The following is a 20,928-nucleotide window of genomic DNA, read 5'->3' as shown; positions in this document are numbered from 1 at the left end:
CCCCCCCCCCCCCCCCCCCCCCCCCCCCCCCCCCCCCCCCCCCCCCCCCCCCCCCCCCCCCCCCCCCCCCCCCCCCCCCCCCCCCCCCCCCCCCCCCCCCCCCCCCCCCCCCCCCCCCCCCGCCCCCGCCCCCCCCCCCCCCCCCCCCCCCCCCCCCCCCCCCCCCCCCCCCCGGGAAGCGCTCGCCGAGGGCGGCCAGCCCGATGGCGCCCTCCAGCCGGGCCAGCCCCGCGCCGACGCAGTAGTGGATGCCGCCGGAGAAGGCCAGGTGCTCGCGCGCGTTGGCGCGGGTGACGTCGAAGCGCCCCGGGTCGGGAAAGACGTCGGGGTCGCGGTTGGCCGCACCCAGCAGCAGGGTCACGCGGGTGCCGGCGGCCACCCTCCTCCCGGCCAGTTCGACGTCGGCCCGTGCCGAGCGGCCGGTGAGCTGGACGGGGCTGTCGATCCGCAGCACCTCCTCGACGGCGCCTTCCCAGCCGGCGGCGCCCGCGCGCAGGGCGTCCCACTGGTCGCGGTGCGCGTCGAGGAGCACGACGGCGTTGCCCAGCAGGTTCACCGTGGTCTCGAAGCCGGCGCCGAGCAGGAGCAGCACCGTGGCGTGCAGCTCCCGGTCGGTGAGCGCCTCGTCGGCCGGCAGCGTGACCAGCCGGCTGACCAGGTCCTCCCCCGGTTCACGGCGCAGCCGCGCGAAGTGCTCGGCCAGGAAGCGGTGCATGGCCCGCAGCGCCTTCTCGGCCGGGAGGAAGCGGCGCAGCGGCAGCCCGGGGTCGAGGGTGGCGGCGGCCGCGGCGCCCCAGCGCAGGAAGTCCTCGCGGCGATCCACGGGGACGCCGAGCAGGTCGGCGATCACCAGCACCGGCAACTGCGCGGCGTAGGCGTCCACCAGGTCGACCGTGCCGTCGCGGCGTTCCAGGTCGTCGAGCAGGCGGTCGGCGGTGCGCCGGATGGCCGGCTCGAAGCCCGCCGTCGCCCGGGGGGTGAAGGCCCGGCCGACCAGCCGGCGGAACCGGGTGTGGTCGGGAGGGTCCACCACCAGCATGGACGGCGGTTCGGCGACGCCGGCCGACGTGGGGTCGTCGCCGAACTCCAGCGCCCAGCGGATCACCCCGGGGGCGGCGGACCGGTCCCACCCGACGCCGAACCGGTCGCTGCGCAGGACCTCCTGGGCGACGGGGTGCGACGTCGTCACCAGACCCAGGCTGCTGCCGGTGAGCGGTCCGCGGGCGCGCAGCTGCTCGTAGAGGTCGTAGGGGTGCTGGCGCAGCGCCGGATCGCGCATCAGCCGGCCGATCAGGTCCCCCCGGCGGGCGCTGCGGGACAGGTACAGCGCCGGCAGGCCGTGCCGGACCGCCCAGCGCACCGCGGTGCGGGCGGGGCGGGCCAGCACCTCCGGTGCCGCTCCGGGCAGGGCACGCCGCGTGCCGGCTGTGACGCTCATCACCGCAGTCTGTCAGCGCGACCCGGAACGCGGCACCGCCCCCGGCCCGGGATCGGGACGGGGGCGGTGCCGGAGCGTCGAGGCGGTCAGGCCTGGTCGGTGGGCGCGGGCGCCGCGGACGGGTCGCCGTCCCAGTCCTTGCCCGCGACGTCGGCGTTCTCCGACGCGCTGTCGGTCTGGCCGGCGACGGACTCGATCATCTCCTCGTCGGAGACTCCCTCACCGGCGGAGTGGGTGTTCGGCTCGCTCATCGCGCAGTCCCTTCGTTCGCTGGCTTCCCCTTCGGCGGTCCCCGATCGGCGACCGCGGCAAACCAGCCGGTAGGTCACAGCCGAGGGGGGCGCAGCTCGAACCAGACGCGCTTGCCGTCGCGGTGCTCCTCGCAGCCCCACCGGTCGGCGAGCACCTGGACCATGAGCATCCCGCGGCCCCGCGGCCGGTCCGGGGAGAGGCCGAGCACCTCCGGCCGGGTGGGCGAGCAGTCGACGACGGCCAGTCGCAGCCAGTCGTCGGAGAACGTCGCCTCCAGCGTCAGGCATGCGCTCCCGCCGACGTGGTCGACCACGTTGGCGACCAGCTCGGTCACCAGCAGCGCAGCGTCGTCGTGGTCCTGCCGCGCCCCCCAGGAGCGGAGCAGCTGCTGCACCAGGTGCCGCGCCGCCGGCACGCTGGCGGCGACCGGTGGGAGGTCCAGGCTGGCGGAGAGGGTGGACATGCGACGGTTCCGTTCTGCCGGCGGACGAGGGAAGCGGCACGAGCGCCCGGTGCTGTCCTCATCGGCAGGGCGGGCGGCGAACTGGATCAGTTGTGCACAACTATCCCCATTCGAGGGACGTGGGGCAATCCCTATTGCCTCGCATGCTGATTGCGTGCAATACAGATGCGGCTACAGTGCCCCCGTCCTGATCACCGACCCGTGAGGAGCAGCATGAGCGCCCCTCACCCGACGACCGGCGACGTCGCCGTCGAGTCGCTGGAACGCCTCGTGGAGTGCATCGACAGCTCGATCGAGGAGCTGGAGCGCGCCCGCACGCGCGCCGAGACGCTGCTGGCCGAGCGCCGGTCCGGCCGCCCCTGGCTCGAGCTGGTCACCGCGGAGACCCGGCCGCTGGTCGTCGAGAGCATCTCGACGGTGCTCGCGGCGCTGGCCACGGCCGGCCACGCCTGGCGCCGCGAGCAGGCCGCCGCGCTGCACCGCGAGGACGTGAGCATCAACGGGATCGCGGCCCTCTTCGGCGTCACCCGGCAGCGCATCTCGGCGCTCCTCCGCGAGACCGGCGGCAGCCCGGCCGCCTGACCCGGCCCGCGCGGGCACGTGCCGGCGGTGCGGCGCTCAGCCCAGGAGGGCGTCGATCGCCTTGTAGATGCGCTGCTCCGAGACCGGCCTCGGGGTGCCCACGCTCTGCGCGAACAGGCTCACCCGCAGCTCCTCGATCATCCAGCGCACCCGGGTGACCGGATCGTCGGGCGCCCCGGTCGGGGGCACCTGCGCCCGCAGCTGCTCGTACTCGGCGGTCACCGCCGCCACCTGCTGCGTCCAGAGCTCGTCCCGGACGGCATTCGCCGGCAGCTTCTCGAGCCGGTGCGCCATCGCCGTCAGGTAGCGGACGACGTCGGGCAGCCGGCGCCGCCCGGTCGCCGCCACGAACCCGCGGTGCAGCAGCCCGGTCATCTGGCGGCGCAGGTCGGCGACCGCGGCCTCCGGCACCCGCCGGCCGGGCGCGGCACCGATGGCCATCGCCACCTCTCGCGCACGGGTGAGCACGGCCTCGACCCGGCCGACGACGTCGACGGTGAGCGGCTGCAGCTGCGCCTTGGCCGTGGCCACCAGCGCCGCGAAGGCCTCCGGGTCCCGCGGCGGCCCACCCGCCGCGGCGATCAGCTCGTCGGCGGCCGCGTCGACGCAGTCGGCCACGAGGTCGGGGATCTCGCCGTCGGGGTTGAACTGCAGGGCCAGCCGGGTGGCCGGCCCCAGCCGCTTGACGACCTGCTTGACCGGCGAGCCCGCGACGAGCACCAGCAGCCGCCGGGCGCCGCGCCAGGACAACCGGGTCGCCTCGGCCTCGGTCGCCACGACGCGGACGCCGACGGTGCCGCCCTCGTCGACCAGCGCCGGGTAGGCCGTCACCACGTGCGCCCCGCGGCGGACCTCGACCGTCCGGGGCAGGGTGCCGAACTCCCAGGTCGTCAGGCCGGTGCGCTCGAGCTCGGAGGCGGCGCGGGCGAGACTCGCCCGCGCGTGCGGGGCGACCTGCGCCTTGAGCGCCGCGAGGTCCTTGCCGGTGGCCAGCGGCCGCTGCTGGTCGTCCAGCACCCGGTAGGTCGCCCGCAGGTGCGCCGGCACCTCGGCCGGCTGCCAGGCATCGGGCGGGATCACCACCGAGGTGGCCCGGCGCAGCTCACGCTCCAGTGCCGGCAGCAGCGGCTCGGTGACGTCGATGTGCGGCAGCACCTCGCGTACCCGGTCGGGGATCGGCACCAGGCCACGGCGCAGCTGCTTGGGCAGCGAGCGGAGCAGTTCGGTGACCAGCTCGGCCCGCTGGCCGGGCACGGTGAACGCCAGCGACTCCCCGGAGGTCCTGGCGGCGACCGAGTCCAGCATGCCCAACGGGACGTCGACGGTGACGCCGTCCTCCACCGCTCCCGGGTTGAACGCGTACGACAGCGGCAGGGTCAGCCCCTGCGTCAGCCGCACCTCGTCGGGATAGTCCTCCGGGCGCACCTCGGCCGCGACGGCCGCGTTCGTCAGCATCTCCGGCGTGAAGGTGAGCAGGTCCGGCTGCCGGTGGCGGGCCTGCTTCCACCAGCGGTCGAAGTGCCGGGTGGAGACGACGTCGGCCGGGATGCGGGCGTCGTAGAGCTCGAACACCGTCTCGTCGTCGACGCCGATGTCCCGCCGCCGGGCGCGCTCCTCCAGCGCCGCGACCTGCTCGACGGCCCGCTGGTTCTCCGCCCAGAAGCGGTGGTGGGTGGTCCACTCCCCCTGCACCAGCGCGTGCCGGATGAACAGCTCCCGCGAGACGACCGGGTCGATCGAGCCGTACTGGACCCGCCGCCCGACCACCAGCGGCAGGCCGTAGAGGGTGACCCGCTCGGTGGCGACGACCGAGCCGCGCTTGGCGTCCCAGCGCGGCTCCGAGTACTGGCGCTTGACCAGGTGGTCGGCGAGCTTCTCGACGGTCTCCGGGTCGATCCGCGCCACCGTGCGGGCGAACAGCCGGCTGGTCTCGACCAGCTCCGCGGCGACGACCCAGCGCGGCGGCTTCTTCGCCAGCGGGGTGCCGGGCGCGATCACGAACTTCGTGTTGCGGGTGCCCAGGTACTCGCGCCCGGGCCGCCCCGGCTTCCCGTCCCGGCTCTTCGCGGGCTCCACCTGCAGCCCGACGTGACTCAGCAGGCCGGCGAGCAGCGCGGCGTGGATCCCGCGCTCGTCCGGCTCGGCGGCGGGCTCGCCGAGGTTCATGCCCAGCCGCCGGGCGGTGCCGCGGAGCTGGCCGTGCAGGTCCTGCCACTCCCGGATCCGCAGGTAGTGCAGGAACTCCCGCTTCACCGTGCGGCGGAACTGGTTGCCGCTCAGCGCCTCGGCCTGCTCGCCGAGGTACCGCCACAGGTTGAGCAGGGCCAGGAAGTCGGAGTTCTCGTCGGCGAACCGGGCGTGCATCTGGTCGGCGGCCTGCTGGTGCTCGCTCGGCCGCTCGCGCGGGTCCTGGATGGTGAGGCCGGCGGCGATGACGAGGACCTCGTCCAGCACGCCGCGCCGGTCGGCCTCGACCACCATGCGGGCCATGCGGGGGTCCAGGGGCAGCGCGGCCAGGGCGCGGCCGGTCGCCGTCAGCCTCCCCTGCTCGTCGAGGGCGTGCAGCTCCTCCAGCAGCGCGACGCCGTCGGCCACCGCGCGCCGGTCGGGCGGGTCGACGAACGGGAAGTCCTCGACGGCGCCCAGGTCGAGCGAGGCCATCTGCAGCAGCACCGAGGCGAGGTTGGTGCGCAGGATCTCCGGGTCGGTGAACTCCGGCCGGCTGTCGAAGTCGGCCTCGGTGTACAGCCGGATCGCGACGCCCGGGCCGAGTCGGCCGCACCGGCCGGAGCGCTGGCGGGCGGAGGCCTGGCTGACCGGCTCGATCGGCAGCCGCTGCACCTTCGTGCGATGGCTGTACCGCGAGATCCGCGCGGTGCCGGGGTCGATGACGTACCGGATCCCGGGCACGGTCAGCGACGTCTCGGCGACGTTCGTCGACAGCACGATCCGCCGTCCGGTGTGCGGGGCGAAGACCTTGTGCTGGTCGGCCGCCGACAGCCGCGAGTACAGGGGGACGATCTCGGTGTTCCGGAGGTCCCGCTCCACCAGCGCATCCTGGGTGTCGCGGATCTCCCGCTCGCCGGCGAGGAACACCAGGATGTCGCCGGGGCCCTCGGCCACCAGCTCGTCGACGGCGTCCAGGATCGCGCTGACCTGGTCGCGGTCCTCGTCGGCCTCGTCGTCGTCCGGGTCGACGACGGGCCGGTAGCGCACCTCCACCGGGTAGGTGCGGCCGCTGACCTCGACGACGGGCGCGCCGGAGAAGTGCGCCGCCACCCGCTCGACGTCGATGGTCGCCGAGGTGATGACCAGCTTGAGGTCCGGCCGCCGGGGCAGCAGCTGGGCGAGGTAGCCCAGCAGGAAGTCGATGTTGAGGCTCCGTTCGTGGGCCTCGTCGATGATGATCGTGTCGTACTGGCGCAGCAGCCGGTCGTGCGCGATCTCGGCGAGCAGCACGCCGTCGGTCATCAGCTTGACCAGCGTCGAGTCCGACACCTGGTCGTTGAACCGCATCTTGTAGCCGACGGCCTCGCCCAGCGGCGTCCCGAGCTCCTCGGCGATCCGCTCGGCGACGCTGCGCGCGGCGATCCGGCGCGGCTGGGTGTGCCCGATCCGCCCGCGCACCCCGCGGCCGAGCTCGAGGGCGATCTTGGGCAGCTGGGTGGTCTTCCCCGAGCCGGTCTCGCCGGCGACGACGACGACCTGGGCCTCGCGCAGCGCCGCGGCGATGTCGTCGCGCCGCGCGCTGACCGGCAGCTCCTCGGGATAGCTGACGGTGGGGACGGCGGCGCGCCGACGGGCGATCCGCTCCTCGGCGGCGGCGACGTCGGCCGCGATCCGCTCGCGCTGCTGCTCCCGCGCCTGCACGTCCCGGGTCCGGCGCAGCCCGTCCAGCCGGCGACGGAGCCGGTGCTCGTCGGCGAGGGTGAGGTCGGCCAGGCGCTCCCGGAGGTCGTCGCGCGCCCGGAGGTGGTCAGGCGGGGCACTCACGGGCGGGCTCGCGTTCCTCTCGGGCGGGCGGGGGTACGGGCGGCGCGTCCCGGACCGGAGCCGGAGACCGGGCTCCAGGATCGCACTGCCGGCGCGGCGCCCGCAGCAAGGTGCGACGGATCACCATCCGTGCAGGGCGCAACTGGTTGCATGATGCGTACATCGACTTGTAGCGTGCAAGTCTCCCCTGCCCCAGGAGTTCCCGTGCCGCCCACGCCCGCGCCCCACCCGGCCGATGCCGCCTCCCGGCGCACGCAGGTGGACACCCTCTCCGAGCAGCTGCCCCGCTTCATGCGCCTGATCCAGGCGCTGAAGGCCCAGCTCGCCGGCCCGGACTCGCGCGACCGCGCGGCCCTGGTGCTGCTCTACCCGCTGGTGCGGCAGGGGCCGCTCCGGCAGGGCGCGCTGGCCGACCTGATGCACGCGGATCCCTCCACGATCAGCCGGCACGTGGCCGCGCTCGTGGACCAGGGCCTGGTCCGCCGGGTGGCCGACGAGACCGACGGCCGGGCGAGCCGCCTCGTCGTCACCGAGGCCGGCCGCGCCGCCCTGGAGACGCTCCGCGCCGAGCGGACGGCGCACCTCGAGCGGGTCACCGCCGGCTGGGACCCGGCCGATCTCGCCACCCTCACCACCCTCTTCGGCCGGCTCCTCGACGACATCGCGGCCGACCTCCCCGGAACCACCGAGCAGCCCGTTCCCGAACGGGCGAGCACCGAACGAACGAGCACCGAACGAACGAGAGAGATCCGATGAGCCAGTCCACCCGCACCACCGCGGCCGGCCGCCGCGACGCCCGTGCGGCCGCCGCCGCACCGGACTCCGGCGGCGTCTTCACCCACCGGCAGATCGTCACGATCCTCGCCGGCCTGATGGTCGCCATGTTCCTGGCCGCGCTGGACCAGACCGTGGTCGCCACCGCGATCCGCACGATCGCCGACGACCTGCAGGGCTACGACCTCCAGGCGTGGGCGACGACGGCCTTCCTGATCACGTCGACGATCTCCACACCGCTCTACGGCAAGCTGTCCGACATCTACGGCCGACGGCCGTTCTACCTGTTCGCGATCGCGATCTTCGTCGTCGGCTCGGCGCTGTGCGGCATCGCCGACACGATGTACCAGCTGGCCGCCTTCCGGGCGGTCCAGGGCATCGGCGCCGGTGGGCTGATGTCCCTGGCGCTGGCGATCATCGGCGACATCGTCCCGCCCCGGGAGCGGTCGCGGTACCAGGGCTACTTCATGGCCGTCTTCGGCACCTCGAGCGTGCTGGGCCCGGTCATCGGCGGGTTCTTCGCCGGCCAGGGGGCACTGCTGGGCGTCGACGGCTGGCGCTGGATCTTCTGGATCAACGTGCCGCTCGGGGTGCTCGCCTTCGCCGCGGTGTGGCGGGTGCTGCACCTGCCGCACGAGCGCCGCGAGCACCGCATCGACTGGCCGGGCGCCCTCGCGCTGATCACCTTCCTGGTGCCGCTGCTCGTCATCGCCGAGCAGGGGCGCACCTGGGGCTGGGCCTCGTCGGGCGCCCTCACCTGCTACGTCATCGGCGCCGTCGGCTTCGTCCTGTTCGTGCTCGCCGAGCGCTACTACCGGGACGACGCGCTGCTGCCGCTGCGGCTGTTCGCCAACCGCAGCTTCGCGGTGAGCGGCATCGGCTCGGTGGTCATGGGCGCCGGCATGTTCGGCGGCCTGCTGCTGCTCCCGCAGTACCTGCAGATCGTCCAGGGCTCCAGCGCGACCGTCGCCGGCCTGCAGATGATCCCGCTGGTCGCCGGCATCATGGTCGGCGCGATGAGCTCCGGCATCGCCATCTCCAAGACCGGCAAGTACAAGATCTACCCGCTCGTGGGCATCGCCCTGATGGTGGTGGCGCTGCTGTCGATGTCGTTCCTCGTGGAGTCCGACACCTCGGTCTGGGTACTGGTGCCGTTCATGGTCCTGCTCGGGCTGGGCCTGGGCTTCAACTTCCAGCCGGTGATCCTCGCCGTCCAGAACGCCGTCTCCCCCCGGGAGATGGGCGTGGCCACCTCGTCGGTCACGTTCTTCCGCCAGATGGGCGGCACGATCGGGACGGCGGCCTTCCTGTCGATCCTGTTCACCCGGCTGCCGCAGGACATCGAGGCGGCCGTCCAGGACACCGTGCGGGCGAACCCCGAGCTGGCGCCGCAGTTCGAGCAGCTGGCCGCCGGGAGCGGCGGCAGCCTCGACGACACCTCCTTCATCCAGGAGCTGCCGGCCGCCCTGGCCGAGCCCTTCAAGGTGGGCTTCTCGAACTCGATCGACCTGGTCTTCCTCATCGCCGCCTGCGTGGTGGCGGTCGGGTTCTTCGTGTTCCTGTTCCTGCCCCAGCTCGCCCTCAGCACCAAGTCGGGCATCCAGGCCCGGCAGGGCGAGGCGGCCGGGACGGCGACCAGCGACCCGCTCGACCCGGCAGAGGAGGCCACGGAGGCCGTGGGCGCCGCCGCACCGACCTCCGTCCCGCCGCCGGTGGGCCAGCCGGGCGACCGGCCAGACGCCCCGCGCTGACCGCAGCCGCCGACGACCCCCTCCCGCACCGCGGGAGGGGGTCGTCTCGCACCGGGCGGGCATCATCCCGCCCCGGGCGGTGACCCGCGGGAGGACATCCCGGTGGGCAGGATGTCCGCCTCAGGATCACTGCCGGGCGGCGCCGCGCACGGTCAGGGCAGGAAGACCGCGCGCACGCAGCCGTCCTCCTTCTCCTTGAACAGCCGGTAGCCCTCGGGCGCCTCGGCCAGCGGCATCACGTGCGTGGCCAGGTGCTCGGTGACCAGCTCGTCCCGCTGCATCCGCTCCAGCAGCTCGGGGATGTAGCGCTGCGCGTGGACCTGGGCGCCGCGGATGGTCAGCCCCTTGTTCATCGCCGCGCCCAGCGGGAACTTGTCCACCATCGCGGCGAAGACGCCGAGGGTGAACACCGTGCCGCCCTTGCGGCAGGCCATGATCGCCTCGCGCACCGCGGTCGGCCGGTCGGTCTGCAGCCGCAGCTGCTGCTTGACCTGGTCGTAGATGCCGGGCGTGCCGGGCGCGTGCGCCTCCATGCCCACGGCCTCGATGCAGACATCGGGCCCCCGCCCGCCGGTGCGCTCGCGCAGCTCGGCGATGACGTCGGTGGTCGTGTAGTCCACGGCCTCGGCGCCCACGTGCTCGCGCACCTGCGCGAGCCGCTCGGGGATCCGGTCGATCACCACGACCTGCTCGGCGCCCAGCAGCATCGCCGCCCGGGCGGCCATCTGGCCCACGCCGCCCGCGCCCCAGACAGCGACGACGTCGCCGGACTGCGTGCCCGCGAGGTCGGCGCCCATCCACCCGGTCGACGCCGCGTCGGAGGCGAACAGCGCGCGGGTGTCGGAGACCCCCTCGGGCACCACGAACGTGCCGACGTCGGCGTACGGGACCCGCATGAACTCGGCGTGGCTGCCGGCGTACCCGCCCATCGCGTGGGAGTAGCCGAAGCACCCGCCCGGGGACTGTCCCCACAGGCCCTCGGTGATGCCGGGGTTCGGGTTCCCGTTGTCGCAGAGGGAGTACAGCTCCTGCTTGCAGTACCAGCAGCTGCCGCAGGCCGCGAACGGCGCGACGACGACCCGGTCACCGACCTTGCGGTCCCGGACCTCCTTGCCGACCTCCACCACCTCGCCGATGAACTCGTGGCCCATCACGTCACCGGCGCGCATGAACGGGATGTAGCCACCGATCAGGTGCAGGTCGGAGCCGCAGGTGACCGACTGGCTGATCTTGAGGATCACGTCCCGGTCGTTGAGCAGCTGCGGCTCGGGGACGTCCTCCACCGACACCTCGTTGACGCCGGTCCACGTCGCGGCCTTCACAGCACTCCCTCCTTCGCAGCCCGCTCCGTCATGCCTTCCAGCGCAGCACCCTGCGGCGTCGGCTTCCGGAAGCCGTGCGGCTGCGGGTCCACCAGCAGCACCTCACCGGTCTCCAGGCGCTGCTTGGCCTCGCGCAGCGCGGCGCGCAGCTCGCCGATCTCGTCGTCGGTCGGCGTCCCGAGGAAGCGGGCCGCGAGCTCGGTGCCCTTGTCCCCCGGGGCGGCCGCGACGCGCACCTCGACCCGGTCGCCGAGGCGGTCCAGCGGGGGCGGCGGCGACACCGACGAGCCGACCTGGTCGGGCGCCTTCAGCACGGTGACCGCGCGCCAGCGGCGGGCGGCGGTCGTCGGGTCGTCGGTGACCGACGCCTGACCGACGCCGGGCAGCCGGACGTGCTGGAGGGTGCTCATCAGGGCACCTCCCGCGCGGCTGACGATGGCAGGTAGTTCCACGGGTGCTCCTCGGTCGACAGCGGACCCCCGACCTACCCGCGGTCGGCCGGGGAGCAACCGGCCTACTGTGAGGTGGTTCGCACCACCCCGGAGATTCGCGCCCTGGAGACCTCGTGCCGTCGTCGTCGCTGATCCTGTCCCGCCGTGACCTGGACTTCCTCCTCCACGAGTGGCTCGACGTCGAGTCGCTGACCAAGCGGTCGCGCTTCGCCGAGCACTCGCGGGAGACGTTCGACGCGGTCATGGACCTGGCCCAGCAGATCGCCACCGACCACTTCGCGCCGCACAACCGCACGGCCGACGAGAACGAGCCGCACATGGTCGACGGCAAGGCGGTGCTGATCCCCGAGGTGGCCAAGGCCCTGGAGGTCTTCACCGAGGCCGGGCTCATGGCCGGCTCGTTCGACGAGGAGTACGGCGGCATGCAGCTGCCGCACACCGTCGGCCAGGCGGTGTTCGCCTGGTTCAAGGCGGCCAACGTCGGCACGTCGGCCTACCCGTTCCTCACGATGGGCAACGCGCGGCTGCTCCTCGCCCACGGCAGCCAGGAGCAGATCGACACCTTCGTCCGGCCCGAGCTCGAGGGCCGCTGGTTCGGCACGATGGCGCTGTCGGAACCGCAGGCGGGCTCCTCGCTGGCCGACATCACCACCAAGGCGGTGCCGCAGGACGACGGCACCTACCGGCTCAGCGGCAACAAGATGTGGATCTCCGGCGGCGACCACGAGCTGACCGAGAACATCGTCCACCTGGTCCTCGCCAAGATCCCGGGCGGCCCGCCCGGGGTGAAGGGCATCTCGCTGTTCATCGTCCCGAAGTTCCTGGTGAACCCCGACGGCAGCCTGGGCGAGCGCAACGACGTCGTGCTGGCCGGGCTCAACCACAAGATGGGCTACCGGGGGACGACGAACACGCTGCTCAACTTCGGCGAGGGCGTGCACACCCCGGGCGGGCAGGCCGGCGCGGTCGGCTACCTGGTCGGCGAGCCGCACCGCGGCCTCACCTACATGTTCCACATGATGAACGAGGCGCGGATCGGCGTCGGGGTGGGCGCCACGGTCCTGGGCTACACCGGCTACCTGCACGCGCTGGACTACGCGCGCACCCGCACCCAGGGCCGCCCGCCCGCCGGCAAGGACCCTGCCTCCCCGATGGTGCCGATCATCGAGCACACCGACGTCCGCCGGATGCTGCTGGCCGCGAAGTCCTACGCCGAGGGCGGCATGGCACTGGGCCTGTACTGCGCGCGGCTGGTCGACGAGGAGCAGACGGCGGAGAGCCAGGAGGACCGGGAGCGCGCCCACCTGCTGCTGGACATGCTCACCCCGGTCGCCAAGGCCTGGCCCTCCCAGTGGGGGCTGGCCGCCAACGACCTGGCGATCCAGGTGCACGGCGGCTACGGCTACACCCGCGACTACCCGGTCGAGCAGTTCTACCGGGACAACCGGCTCAACCCGATCCACGAGGGCACGCAGGGCATCCAGTCCCTGGACCTGCTCGGCCGCAAGGTCGTGATGAAGGGCGGCGCCGGGCTGCAGCTGCTCGGCGAGACGATCGCGGCGACCACGGCCCGCGCGGCCGGCACCGAGTGGGCCGACTTCGCCGCCGACCTCGACGCCGCGGTCGCGCGCATGGGCGCGGTCACCGCCACGCTGTGGGGCACCGGCGACCCCGACCTGGCGCTGGCCAACTCGCACGTCTACCTGGAGGCGGCCGGTCACATCGTGGTGGCGTGGCTGTGGCTGGAGCAGGCACTGGCGGCCGAGGGCGGCACCGGCGCGTTCTACGAGGGCAAGCGCGCGGCGGCCCGCTACTTCTGGCGCTGGGAGCTGCCGCGCACCCGCGGGCAGTTCGACCTGCTGGAGTCGCTGGACCGCACGGTGCTCGACACCGCCGCCGACGTCCTCTGAGCCCCGCACAGCACGGCGCCCCGCCGCTCCGGAGGGAGTGGCGGGGCGCCGTCGTGCGTGGTGCGGGTGTCAGGCCCTGACGGCCTCGGAGGCGGAGTGCCGCCCGTTGGAGGGGCGGCTCGCCGCACGCTTCTCCTGCTCGTACCGGGCGGTGGACTGCGTGCCCATCGCGATGACCAGGGCCGTCAGGACCAGGAAGCCCAGAAGGGTCACGGCCGGCCACAACATCATCAATTCAATCTCCTCGAATACTGTCGGGTACCGCCGCCTGTCACGGGCGGGCAGCACGTCGTCGAGGCACACTGTCCCCCGTTCGACCCCGTCTCAATCGTGCATCTGAGCACTTCACCTGACTGAGTGTGAGCGCGGCCACAGCCGCCCGCGGGGCCCGCGCCGCCGTTCGGCGTCCACGCCCGCCGTGGTTGCATCTCTGCGTGCCCGACCCCACCGCTCCCGTGGCTCCCCGCCCGGGTCCGGGCACCCGGCCGGCCGTGCTCGTCCTGGCCCTGTCGCTGGGTGTGACCACGCTCTCGCTCCTGCAGAGCCTCGTCGTCCCGTCGCTCGGCCGGATCGAGGACCAGCTCGGCGTCTCCGCGGGCGCCGCCGGCTGGGTGCTCACGGCGAACCTGCTGGCCGCCGCCGTCCTCACGCCGGTCCTGGGCCGGCTCGGCGACCTCAAGGGCGAGCGGCCGGTCATCCTCGCCATCCTGGCGGTCGTCGCGCTCGGGACCCTGCTGGCCATCGTGACGACGTCGCTGCCGGTGCTGCTCGCGGCCCGCGTGCTGCAGGGCGCCTCCTACGGGCTCTTCCCGCTCTCGATCAGCGTGCTCCGGCGGGAGCTGCCCGAGGGTCGGCTGAGCGTCGCGATGTCCGTCGTCAGCAGCACCCTGGCCGTCGGCGGCGTCGCCGGCCTGGTGGCCACCGGCCTGCTCACCGGCGACGGCGGCGACTACCGGCACCCGTTCTGGATCGGCCTCGGTGTCGCGCTGCTCGCTCTGGTGCTGACCGCGTGGTTGCTGCCCGCCCGCCCGGTCACCGGCCGCGGCCGGGTCGACTGGTGGGGGGCGATCGTGCTCGGCGCCGGCCTGGTGCTGCTGCTCCTGCCCGTCTCCCAGGGCCACAGCTGGGGCTGGGCGTCCCCGGCCACGCTGGGCTGCCTCGCCGGGGCGGTGGTCGTGCTGGCCGGCTGGGTGGTGCTGCAGCGCCGTACCACCCACCCCCTGGTCCGACCGGCGATGCTCGCCGACCGGCGCACCGTCGTGCCCAACGTGGCCGGGCTCATGACCGGCATCGCGCTGTTCGCCTCGTTCCTCGCCGTTCTGCAGTACGTGCAGTCGCCACCGGAGGTGACCGGCTACGGCTTCGGCGTCGGAGTGCTCGAGGCGGCGGTCGTCTACCTGCTGCCCGGCGGCGTGCTGGGGATCATCGTGGCGCCGTTCGCCGGGCGGGTGGTCTCCCGCTTCGGCGCGCTGCCGACGCTGGTCGCGGGGGCGCTGTCCGGGGTCGCCGGGTTCGGCGTGCTGGCCGGGCTCCGCGCGGAGCCGGCGTGGGTGATCGTCGCCGGGGTCCTCACCCAGCTCTCGGTCACCGTCGCCTACGCCGCCCTCCCGGCGCTGGTCGTCGACGCCGTCGAGGAGGAGGAGACCGGCGTCGCCAACGCGGTGAACTCCATCGCCCGGTCCACGGGCCAGGCGCTCGGCAGCACGCTCGCCGTCACGCTGATCGCCGGCAGCCTGGACCCGGCCACCGGCCTGCCCCGCGCGATCGCCTTCACCCTGGTCGCGCTGATCGGCCTGGGGGCGTCGGCGGTGGTCGTCCTGGTCGCCCTCCTGGGCATGCGCGCCGACCGGCGCAGCGGCGCCGCGCACCGCCCCGATCCGCTGGCCGACGTCGAGCAGGCCACCGCCGGCGCCGGCGAGTGGTCGCCGGTCTCCGGCATCCGCTGACAGCTGCCGCGCTGGGGGTGCCGCCGAACCGTTACCGCCGCATCCGGCATGGAACGCGACCGTCCGGGGCATCGAGGGAGGCGACCGCGCCCGCCCACCGGAGGACTCCTTTCATGGCCCGACCCACCGGCTCGTCCAGCCGCTCAGCGGCTGGGACGAGCTCCCCAGACAACCGTGCCGGGCACGATCCCGCCCCCGACGACGACGTCGTCAACGGCACACGGGCCGACAAGGCGCCGACCGGCGCCGACACCGGGACCGGTGCCGGTGCCACGCTGAAGCGCACCGCCAAGGAGTTCAGCGAGGACGGCCTCACCGACTGGGCCGCCACGCTGACCTACTTCGGCGTGCTGGCGCTCTTCCCCGCCCTGACCGCGCTCGCGGCCGTCGTGGGCCTCTTCACCACGCCGGAGGAGCTCACCAACGCGCTCACCACGGTGGTGCCCGAGTCGGCGGCGGAGACCCTCAACCCGGTGATCGAGGACATCGCCGGGAACAGCAGCGCGGCCGGCATCGCCCTCGCCATCAGCCTCCTCGGTGCCCTGTGGACCGCCTCCGGCTACGTCGGCGCGTTCACCCGCGCGGCGAACGTCGTCTACGAGACGCCGGAAGGCCGCAAGGTCTGGAAGCTCAAGCCGCTGCAGCTGCTGATCACGCTGGTCGGCATCCTGTTCGCCGCCCTCATCGTGGCCATGCTCGTGCTCAGCGGCCCGGTGGTCGACGCCGTCGGCCAGGCCATCGGCCTCGGCGACACCGTGCTCACCATCTGGACCTGGGCCAAGTGGCCGGTCATCCTGATCATCCTCGCGCTGATGATCGCGGTGCTCTACTACTCGACCCCGAACGTGAAGCTGCGCGGTTTCAAGTTCGTGAGCCCCGGGGCGGCCGTGGCCATCCTCGTGGCGGTCGTCGCCTCGGCCGCGTTCGCGTTCTACGTGGCCAACTTCGGCAGCTACAACGCGACCTACGGCGCGCTCGCCGGCGTGGTGATCTTCCTGATCTGGTTCTGGCTGATCAACATCGCGCTGCTGTTCGGCATCGAGTTCGACGCCGAGATGGAGCGCTCGAAGGAGCTCAAGCAGGGCATCCCGCGGGCCGACAAGGAGATCCAGCTCGACGCCCGCGCCGACCCGAAGCCCCAGCAGACGACGTAACCGCAGGACGCACGTCGAAGGCCCCCTCCCGCTCCGGGAGGGGGCCTTCGCCGTGTCCGGGACCTGGGGTGGCCGATCGGCTCAGCGGCTGGTCGGCGGCTGGTCACCCCGGCGGGCCAGGGGCACCCGCTCCACCACGCCGGCGACGGCGGCCAGGCCCTTGCTCACCGCCCGGCCGGCCGGGACGAACCGGTCCGGCGCACGGCGCACCCCGGTGTCGACGGCGTCGCGGGTGCGGTCGATCAGCGACAGCGGCAGCCCGGACAGCGCGTTGCCCGGCGGGCGACGGGAGACGGTGGGGTGCGGGCGGGTGGGCGAGATCCGCGCCATCAGCGCCCAGCGGCGACCCAGCGCCCGCAGCTCCCCGGGGCTGAGCCGCTCCTGCAGCCGGGGGAAGAGCACGTCCTCCTCGTCGCGGACGTCCTCCCGCAGCACCTCCACGAGGCGGGCCAGCCGCGCCGGTCGCTCGGGGTGGTCGAGCCCGTCCCGCTCGAGCGCGCTGACCAGTTCGTTGACCTCCTGGTGCTCCTCCTCGACCTGCAGGGTCAGGGCGTCGCCGTCGGGCAGGACCCGGCGGATGACCGGCCACAGCACCGTCTCCTCGGCGAACGCGTGGCTGAACACCAGCCGGTCGATGCGCTGCAGCACCTCCTCCTGGTCGGCGCCGGTGGCACCGTCGAGCTCGTGCAGCATGCGGTCGAGCTGCATGTGGTCGCGGCGCTGGCGGGCCAGCACGCTGCCGCGGCCGCCCAGTTCCTCGACGGTCTGGTCGGCGATGGATCGGGACACGGGGACACCTCCGGGGTCTCGGGTTCCCCGGTGTCTGCCCGGACGACCGTTCGCGCATGCGCCCGGGGCACCCGGGTAGGTGGGAGCCACAGCCCGCAGCGCCTGGAGGCAGCCCCGCATGAGCGACCGGTCGACGATCACCTCGGACTTCTACGACCTGGAGGGCATCCTCGACGAGGAGGACCGGGCGCTGCTGCACCGCGTCCGCACGTTCATGGACGAGCAGGTCGAGCCGATCATCAACGAGTACTGGACGCGCGCGGAGTTCCCCCACCAGCTCATCCCGGCCATGGCCGAGCTGGGCATCGCCGGCACCTCGATCCAGGGGTACGGCTGCCGGGGCCGCTCGCCACTGCTCGACGGCATGATCTCCATGGAGCTGTCCAAGGGCGACCCCTCGATCTCCACCTTCATGGGCGTCCACGGCGGCCTGGCCATGGGGTCGATCTACCTCTGCGGCTCGGAGGAGCAGAAGGAGCGCTGGCTGCCGGCCATGGCCCGCATGGAGCTGATCGGCGCGTTCGGGCTGACCGAGCCAGACCACGGCTCCGACGTCGCCCGCGGCCTGCAGACCACGTGCCGGCGGGACGGCGACTCCTGGGTGCTCGACGGCGAGAAGAAGTGGATCGGCAACGCCAGCTTCGCCGACCTCACCATCATCTGGGCCCGGGACGTCGACACCGAGCGCGTGCTCGGCTTCGTCGTCGAGCAGGGGACGCCGGGCTTCACCACCGTCAACCTCGAGGACAAGATCGCCCTCCGCGTGGTGCAGAACGCGCACATCACCCTCGAGGGTGTCCGGGTGCCCGAGGAGAACCGGCTGCAGGAGGCGCACAGCTTCCGCGAGACCGCCGACGTGCTCCGGATGACCCGCGCCGGCGTCGCCTGGTCGGCCGTGGGCTGCTCGCGTGGGGCCTACGAGCACGCCCTGCGCTACGCCCTGGGGCGGGAGCAGTTCGGCCAGCCGATCGTGGAGTTCCAGCTCGTGCAGGACCTGCTGGTGCGCATGCTGGGCAACATCACCTCGTCGGCGGCGATGTGCGCGCGGCTCTCGCGCCTGCAGGAGGCCGGGACGATGACCGACGAGCAGGCGTCGCTGGCCAAGGCGTTCTGCACCATGCGGATGCGCGAGACCGTCGGCTGGGCGCGCGAGCTCATGGGTGGCAACGGGATCCTGCTGGAGAACCACGTGGGCCGCTACGTCGCCGACGCCGAGGCCATCTACTCCTACGAGGGCACCCGCGAGGTCAACACGCTGATCGTCGGCCGGGCCGTGACCGGGACCAGCGCCATCGTCTGACGACAGCTCGGTGAGCATCGCAGCGGGCTGGGGGCACCTCCCGCTTGCGGGGGACAGCGAGCGAGGAGCGGAGCGGAGCGCGGAGGCAGACCGACGGCATCGTCTGACGACAGTCCTGACACCGCCCTGCCGGTCGGGGCGCGCTGTGGTTCAGTGGGACAGGTCACAACCGCGCCTCGGGGGATGGCGCCGTCGTCTCCCCGGGCCGCGTCGAAGGAGTTCCCCGATGGCCCAGCCCGCGACCGAACCGGCCCGCACCGCGTCCGCGCCTCCGCAGGGCAGCCCCGACACCGCTCCGGCGGCCGGTGCCCCGGAAGCGGCCGCCGAGGCCGCCATGGGCCTGGACATGGTGCTGGTCGACGCCGCGCGCGGCCCGCTGCGCCGGCTCGTCCCGCCGGCCGGCACGGCTCTGCGGTTCGGCTCCTCGCTGGCCCGGCAGCCGGGCACGGTCGCCCGCCGGGCCGGGGAGCTCGCGCAGGAGCTGGGCCGGATCACCGTGGGCCGCTCCGAGCTGGCCCCGGGCAAGAAGGACAAGCGCTTCGCCGACCCCGCCTGGACGGGCAACCCGATGCTTCGGCGGGCCATGCAGACCCATCTCGCCACCGCCCGCACCGCCTGGGAGCTGATCGAGGACGCCGATCTCGACTGGCAGGACGACGAGCGGATCCGGTTCACCGCGACGAACCTCGTCGACGCGCTGGCCCCCAGCAACGTGCCGGTGCTCAACCCGCTGTCGCTCAAGGCGGCGATCGACACCGGCGGAATCAGTGCGCTGAAGGGCCTGCGCCGGATGGTCAAGGACCTGGCGAACCCGCCGCGGGTGCCGACGATGGTGGAGCCCGACGCCTTCTCCGTCGGCGAGGACCTCGCGGTCACGCCGGGCGCGGTCGTCTACCGCAGCGAGGTCTTCGAGCTGATCCAGTACCGGCCGACCACGGAGACCGTCCGTGCGCTGCCGCTGGTCATGGTGCCGCCGACCATCAACAAGTACTACATCGCCGACCTGGCACCGGGCCGCAGCATCGTCGAGCACTACGTGGCCAGCGGCCAGCAGGTGTTCATGATGTCGTGGCGCAACCCCGACGAGCGGCACGCCGACTGGGACCTCGACACCTACGGGCAGGCGGTCCTCGACGCGATGGACGCCGTGGAGCGGATCACCGGCCAGGAGCAGGTGGCGCTCCAGGCGTTCTGCTCCGGCGGGATCATCACCGCGATGGTGCTGGCCCACCTGGCGGCCACGGGGCGCCAGGACCGGGTCCGCGCGGTCAGCTACGCGGTGACCGTCCTCGACTGGAACCGCGCCGGCACGATGTCGGCGCTCATGGACGAGGAGGCGGTGCAGGCCGCCACCGAGCGCTCGCGGAAGAAGGGCTTCCTCGACGGAGCCCAGCTGGCCGAGGTGTTCGCCTGGCTGCGGCCCAACGACCTGGTCTGGAACTACTGGGTCAACAACTACCTGCAGGGCAAGCCCCCGCCGAACTTCGACATCCTGTTCTGGAACGCCGACACCACGCGGATGGCCGCGGGGCTGCACCGGGGCTTCATCGACGTCGCGCTGAAGAACGCGCTGACCCAGCCGGGGGCCTCGAGCATGCTGGGCTCACCGGTGGACCTGTCGTCGATCACGGTGGACAACTACGTGACCGCGGGGATCGCCGACCACATCTGCCCCTGGCAGGCGTGCTACCGCAGCACGCAGCTGTTCGGCGGCGAGAGCCGGTTCATCCTGTCCACCAACGGCCACATCGCCTCGCTGGTCAACCCGCCCGGGAACCCCAAGTCCACCTTCCAGGTGGCGGAGTCCACCCCGCCGGACCCGGACCGCTGGCTGCAGCAGGCGGAGACGACCAAGGGCTCCTGGTGGCCGGACTTCATGAGCTGGCTGGGTGAGCGGTCCGGTGACGAGGTGCCGGCGCCGACCGAGCTGGGCGGGAACGGCCTGGACGTGCTGGCCGAGGCGCCCGGGACCTATGTCTTCGACAAGTAGGCCCGACCTCGTCCGCAGCCTGACCGTCGGCGGGCGCACGCTGCGCGTCGCCGTCCGGCCCGGGGACGACGACGCCGTGCCCCCGCTGCTGCTCATGAACGGCATCGGGGCGAGCCTGGAGGTGCTGCAGCCGTTCGTCGACGCCCTCGATCCCCGGCGCACCGTCATCCGCTTCGACGTGCCGGGCGTGGGCGGGTCGCCAAAGCCCGTCGTCCCCTACCTGCTCTCCACGCTGAGCCCGGTGGTGGCGGGGATGCTCAGCCGGCTCGGCCACGACGAGCCGGTCGACGTCCTCGGGCTGTCGTGGGGCGGCGGCCTGGCGCAGCACTTCGCGGTCCAGCACCGGCGCCGGTGCCGGCGGCTGGTGCTGGCCGCGACCGGGACCGGCTCGCTGATGGTCCCGGCCCATCCCCGGGTGCTGGCGCGCATGCTGACGCCCCGCCGGCACCGGGACCCCGAGTACGCCCGCCGGATCGCCGGGGACATCTACGGCGGCTCGATGCGGACCGAGCCGGAGCGCGCCGCGGCCGCCCTGCACACGCACACCCGGGTGGGGCCGCGGCGCGGCTACTACTACCAGCTGGCCTCGAGCACCGGCTGGAGCAGCCTGCCGTTCCTGCGGCTCATCCGGCAGCCCACCCTGATCGTCGCCGGGGACGACGACCCGATCATCCCGGTGGTGAACGCGCGGGTGATGGCCCGGCTGCTGCCGGACGCCCAGCTGCACGTCTACCGCGGCGGCCACATCGCGCTGGTCACCGAGGCCGACGAGCTGGCTCCGGTGATCGAGCGGTTCCTCGACGCCTGACCCG

General features: G+C 73.5%; 17 protein-coding genes. 9 read left to right on the top strand and 8 right to left on the bottom strand.

Going from position 1 to position 20,928, the window contains the following annotated elements; translation table 11 throughout:
- From ACI79T_RS02565 to ACI79T_RS02555, 3 genes are all read right to left on the bottom strand, one after another.
- Positions 1 to 1,438: cytochrome P450 (locus ACI79T_RS02565; RefSeq protein WP_456608478.1), on the bottom strand; the 1,438-nt coding region annotated here is incomplete at its 3' end.
- Positions 1,439 to 1,524: 86 nt separating this feature from the next.
- Positions 1,525 to 1,689 (bottom strand): hypothetical protein, encoded by a 165-nt coding sequence (locus ACI79T_RS02560; RefSeq protein WP_456608477.1) that lies wholly within the window; start codon positions 1,687 to 1,689, stop codon positions 1,525 to 1,527.
- A 74-nt stretch (positions 1,690 to 1,763) separates the two neighbouring features.
- Positions 1,764 to 2,153, bottom strand: coding sequence for an ATP-binding protein (locus ACI79T_RS02555; RefSeq protein ID WP_456608476.1), 390 nt, complete (start codon positions 2,151 to 2,153; stop codon positions 1,764 to 1,766).
- Positions 2,154 to 2,366: 213 nt separating this feature from the next.
- On the opposite strand from ACI79T_RS02555, the gene ACI79T_RS02550 reads away from it, so the two are divergent.
- Positions 2,367 to 2,735, top strand: a complete 369-nt coding sequence (locus tag ACI79T_RS02550; protein ID WP_456608475.1) for a hypothetical protein — start codon at positions 2,367 to 2,369, stop codon at positions 2,733 to 2,735.
- A gap of 36 nt (positions 2,736 to 2,771) precedes the next feature.
- Here ACI79T_RS02550 and hrpA read toward each other — a convergent pair whose 3' ends face one another.
- On the bottom strand, positions 2,772 to 6,728 hold the full coding sequence (hrpA, locus tag ACI79T_RS02545; protein WP_456608474.1) for an ATP-dependent RNA helicase HrpA: 3,957 nt from the start codon (positions 6,726 to 6,728) through the stop codon (positions 2,772 to 2,774).
- 204 nt (positions 6,729 to 6,932) lie between these two features.
- On the opposite strand from hrpA, the gene ACI79T_RS02540 reads away from it, so the two are divergent.
- Entirely contained in the window at positions 6,933 to 7,484 is a 552-nt protein-coding gene (locus ACI79T_RS02540) for a MarR family winged helix-turn-helix transcriptional regulator (RefSeq protein ID WP_456608473.1), read from the top strand.
- Positions 7,481 to 9,253 carry an MDR family MFS transporter gene (locus ACI79T_RS02535; RefSeq protein ID WP_456608472.1) on the top strand — a complete coding sequence of 591 codons (1,773 nt, stop codon included), beginning with the start codon at positions 7,481 to 7,483 and terminating at the stop codon, positions 9,251 to 9,253. Before ACI79T_RS02540 ends, ACI79T_RS02535 begins: the two co-directional genes overlap by 4 nt.
- A gap of 152 nt (positions 9,254 to 9,405) precedes the next feature.
- Here ACI79T_RS02535 and ACI79T_RS02530 read toward each other — a convergent pair whose 3' ends face one another.
- Complete coding sequence (locus tag ACI79T_RS02530) at positions 9,406 to 10,575, bottom strand: zinc-dependent alcohol dehydrogenase (RefSeq protein WP_456608471.1); 1,170 nt, start codon at positions 10,573 to 10,575, stop codon at positions 9,406 to 9,408.
- Positions 10,572 to 10,985, bottom strand: a complete 414-nt coding sequence (locus ACI79T_RS02525) for a hypothetical protein (RefSeq protein WP_456608470.1) — start codon at positions 10,983 to 10,985, stop codon at positions 10,572 to 10,574. The genes ACI79T_RS02530 and ACI79T_RS02525 overlap by 4 nt, the downstream gene beginning before the upstream one ends.
- A gap of 155 nt (positions 10,986 to 11,140) precedes the next feature.
- Between ACI79T_RS02525 and ACI79T_RS02520 the strand changes: the two genes are divergently transcribed.
- A complete protein-coding gene (locus ACI79T_RS02520) occupies positions 11,141 to 12,937 on the top strand; it encodes an acyl-CoA dehydrogenase (RefSeq protein ID WP_456608469.1) in 1,797 nt (598 codons plus the stop codon).
- 69 nt (positions 12,938 to 13,006) lie between these two features.
- On the opposite strand, the gene ACI79T_RS02515 is transcribed toward ACI79T_RS02520, so the two are convergent.
- Entirely contained in the window at positions 13,007 to 13,168 is a 162-nt protein-coding gene (locus ACI79T_RS02515) for a hypothetical protein (protein WP_456608468.1), read from the bottom strand.
- A gap of 203 nt (positions 13,169 to 13,371) precedes the next feature.
- Here ACI79T_RS02515 and ACI79T_RS02510 point away from each other — a divergent pair, with 203 nt between their 5' ends.
- Together ACI79T_RS02510 and ACI79T_RS02505 are read left to right on the top strand one after the other, a co-directional pair.
- A complete protein-coding gene (locus tag ACI79T_RS02510) occupies positions 13,372 to 14,883 on the top strand; it encodes an MFS transporter (protein WP_456608467.1) in 1,512 nt (503 codons plus the stop codon).
- 113 nt (positions 14,884 to 14,996) lie between these two features.
- Positions 14,997 to 16,037 carry a YihY/virulence factor BrkB family protein gene (locus ACI79T_RS02505; protein ID WP_456608466.1) on the top strand — a complete coding sequence of 347 codons (1,041 nt, stop codon included), beginning with the start codon at positions 14,997 to 14,999 and terminating at the stop codon, positions 16,035 to 16,037.
- An 81-nt stretch (positions 16,038 to 16,118) separates the two neighbouring features.
- Here ACI79T_RS02505 and ACI79T_RS02500 read toward each other — a convergent pair whose 3' ends face one another.
- Positions 16,119 to 16,826: a hemerythrin domain-containing protein gene (locus tag ACI79T_RS02500; RefSeq protein WP_456608465.1), complete on the bottom strand. Its 708-nt coding sequence runs from the start codon at positions 16,824 to 16,826 to the stop codon at positions 16,119 to 16,121.
- A gap of 118 nt (positions 16,827 to 16,944) precedes the next feature.
- Here ACI79T_RS02500 and ACI79T_RS02495 point away from each other — a divergent pair, with 118 nt between their 5' ends.
- The 3 genes from ACI79T_RS02495 to phaZ all read left to right on the top strand — a co-directional run bounded on the left by ACI79T_RS02495 (position 16,945) and on the right by phaZ (position 20,924).
- Positions 16,945 to 18,126 (top strand): acyl-CoA dehydrogenase family protein, encoded by a 1,182-nt coding sequence (locus ACI79T_RS02495; RefSeq protein ID WP_456608464.1) that lies wholly within the window; start codon positions 16,945 to 16,947, stop codon positions 18,124 to 18,126.
- A 226-nt stretch (positions 18,127 to 18,352) separates the two neighbouring features.
- Complete coding sequence (locus tag ACI79T_RS02490) at positions 18,353 to 20,116, top strand: PHA/PHB synthase family protein (protein ID WP_456608463.1); 1,764 nt, start codon at positions 18,353 to 18,355, stop codon at positions 20,114 to 20,116.
- Positions 20,100 to 20,924, top strand: a complete 825-nt coding sequence (gene phaZ / locus ACI79T_RS02485) for a poly(3-hydroxyalkanoate) depolymerase (RefSeq protein ID WP_456608462.1) — start codon at positions 20,100 to 20,102, stop codon at positions 20,922 to 20,924. Before ACI79T_RS02490 ends, phaZ begins: the two co-directional genes overlap by 17 nt.
- Positions 20,925 to 20,928 lie beyond the last annotated feature (4 nt).

Source organism: Blastococcus sp. SYSU DS0619 (genome assembly GCF_054051035.1).
The sequence above is the reverse complement of the archived record's forward strand: the minus strand, read 5'-3'. Positions and strand labels throughout refer to the sequence as shown.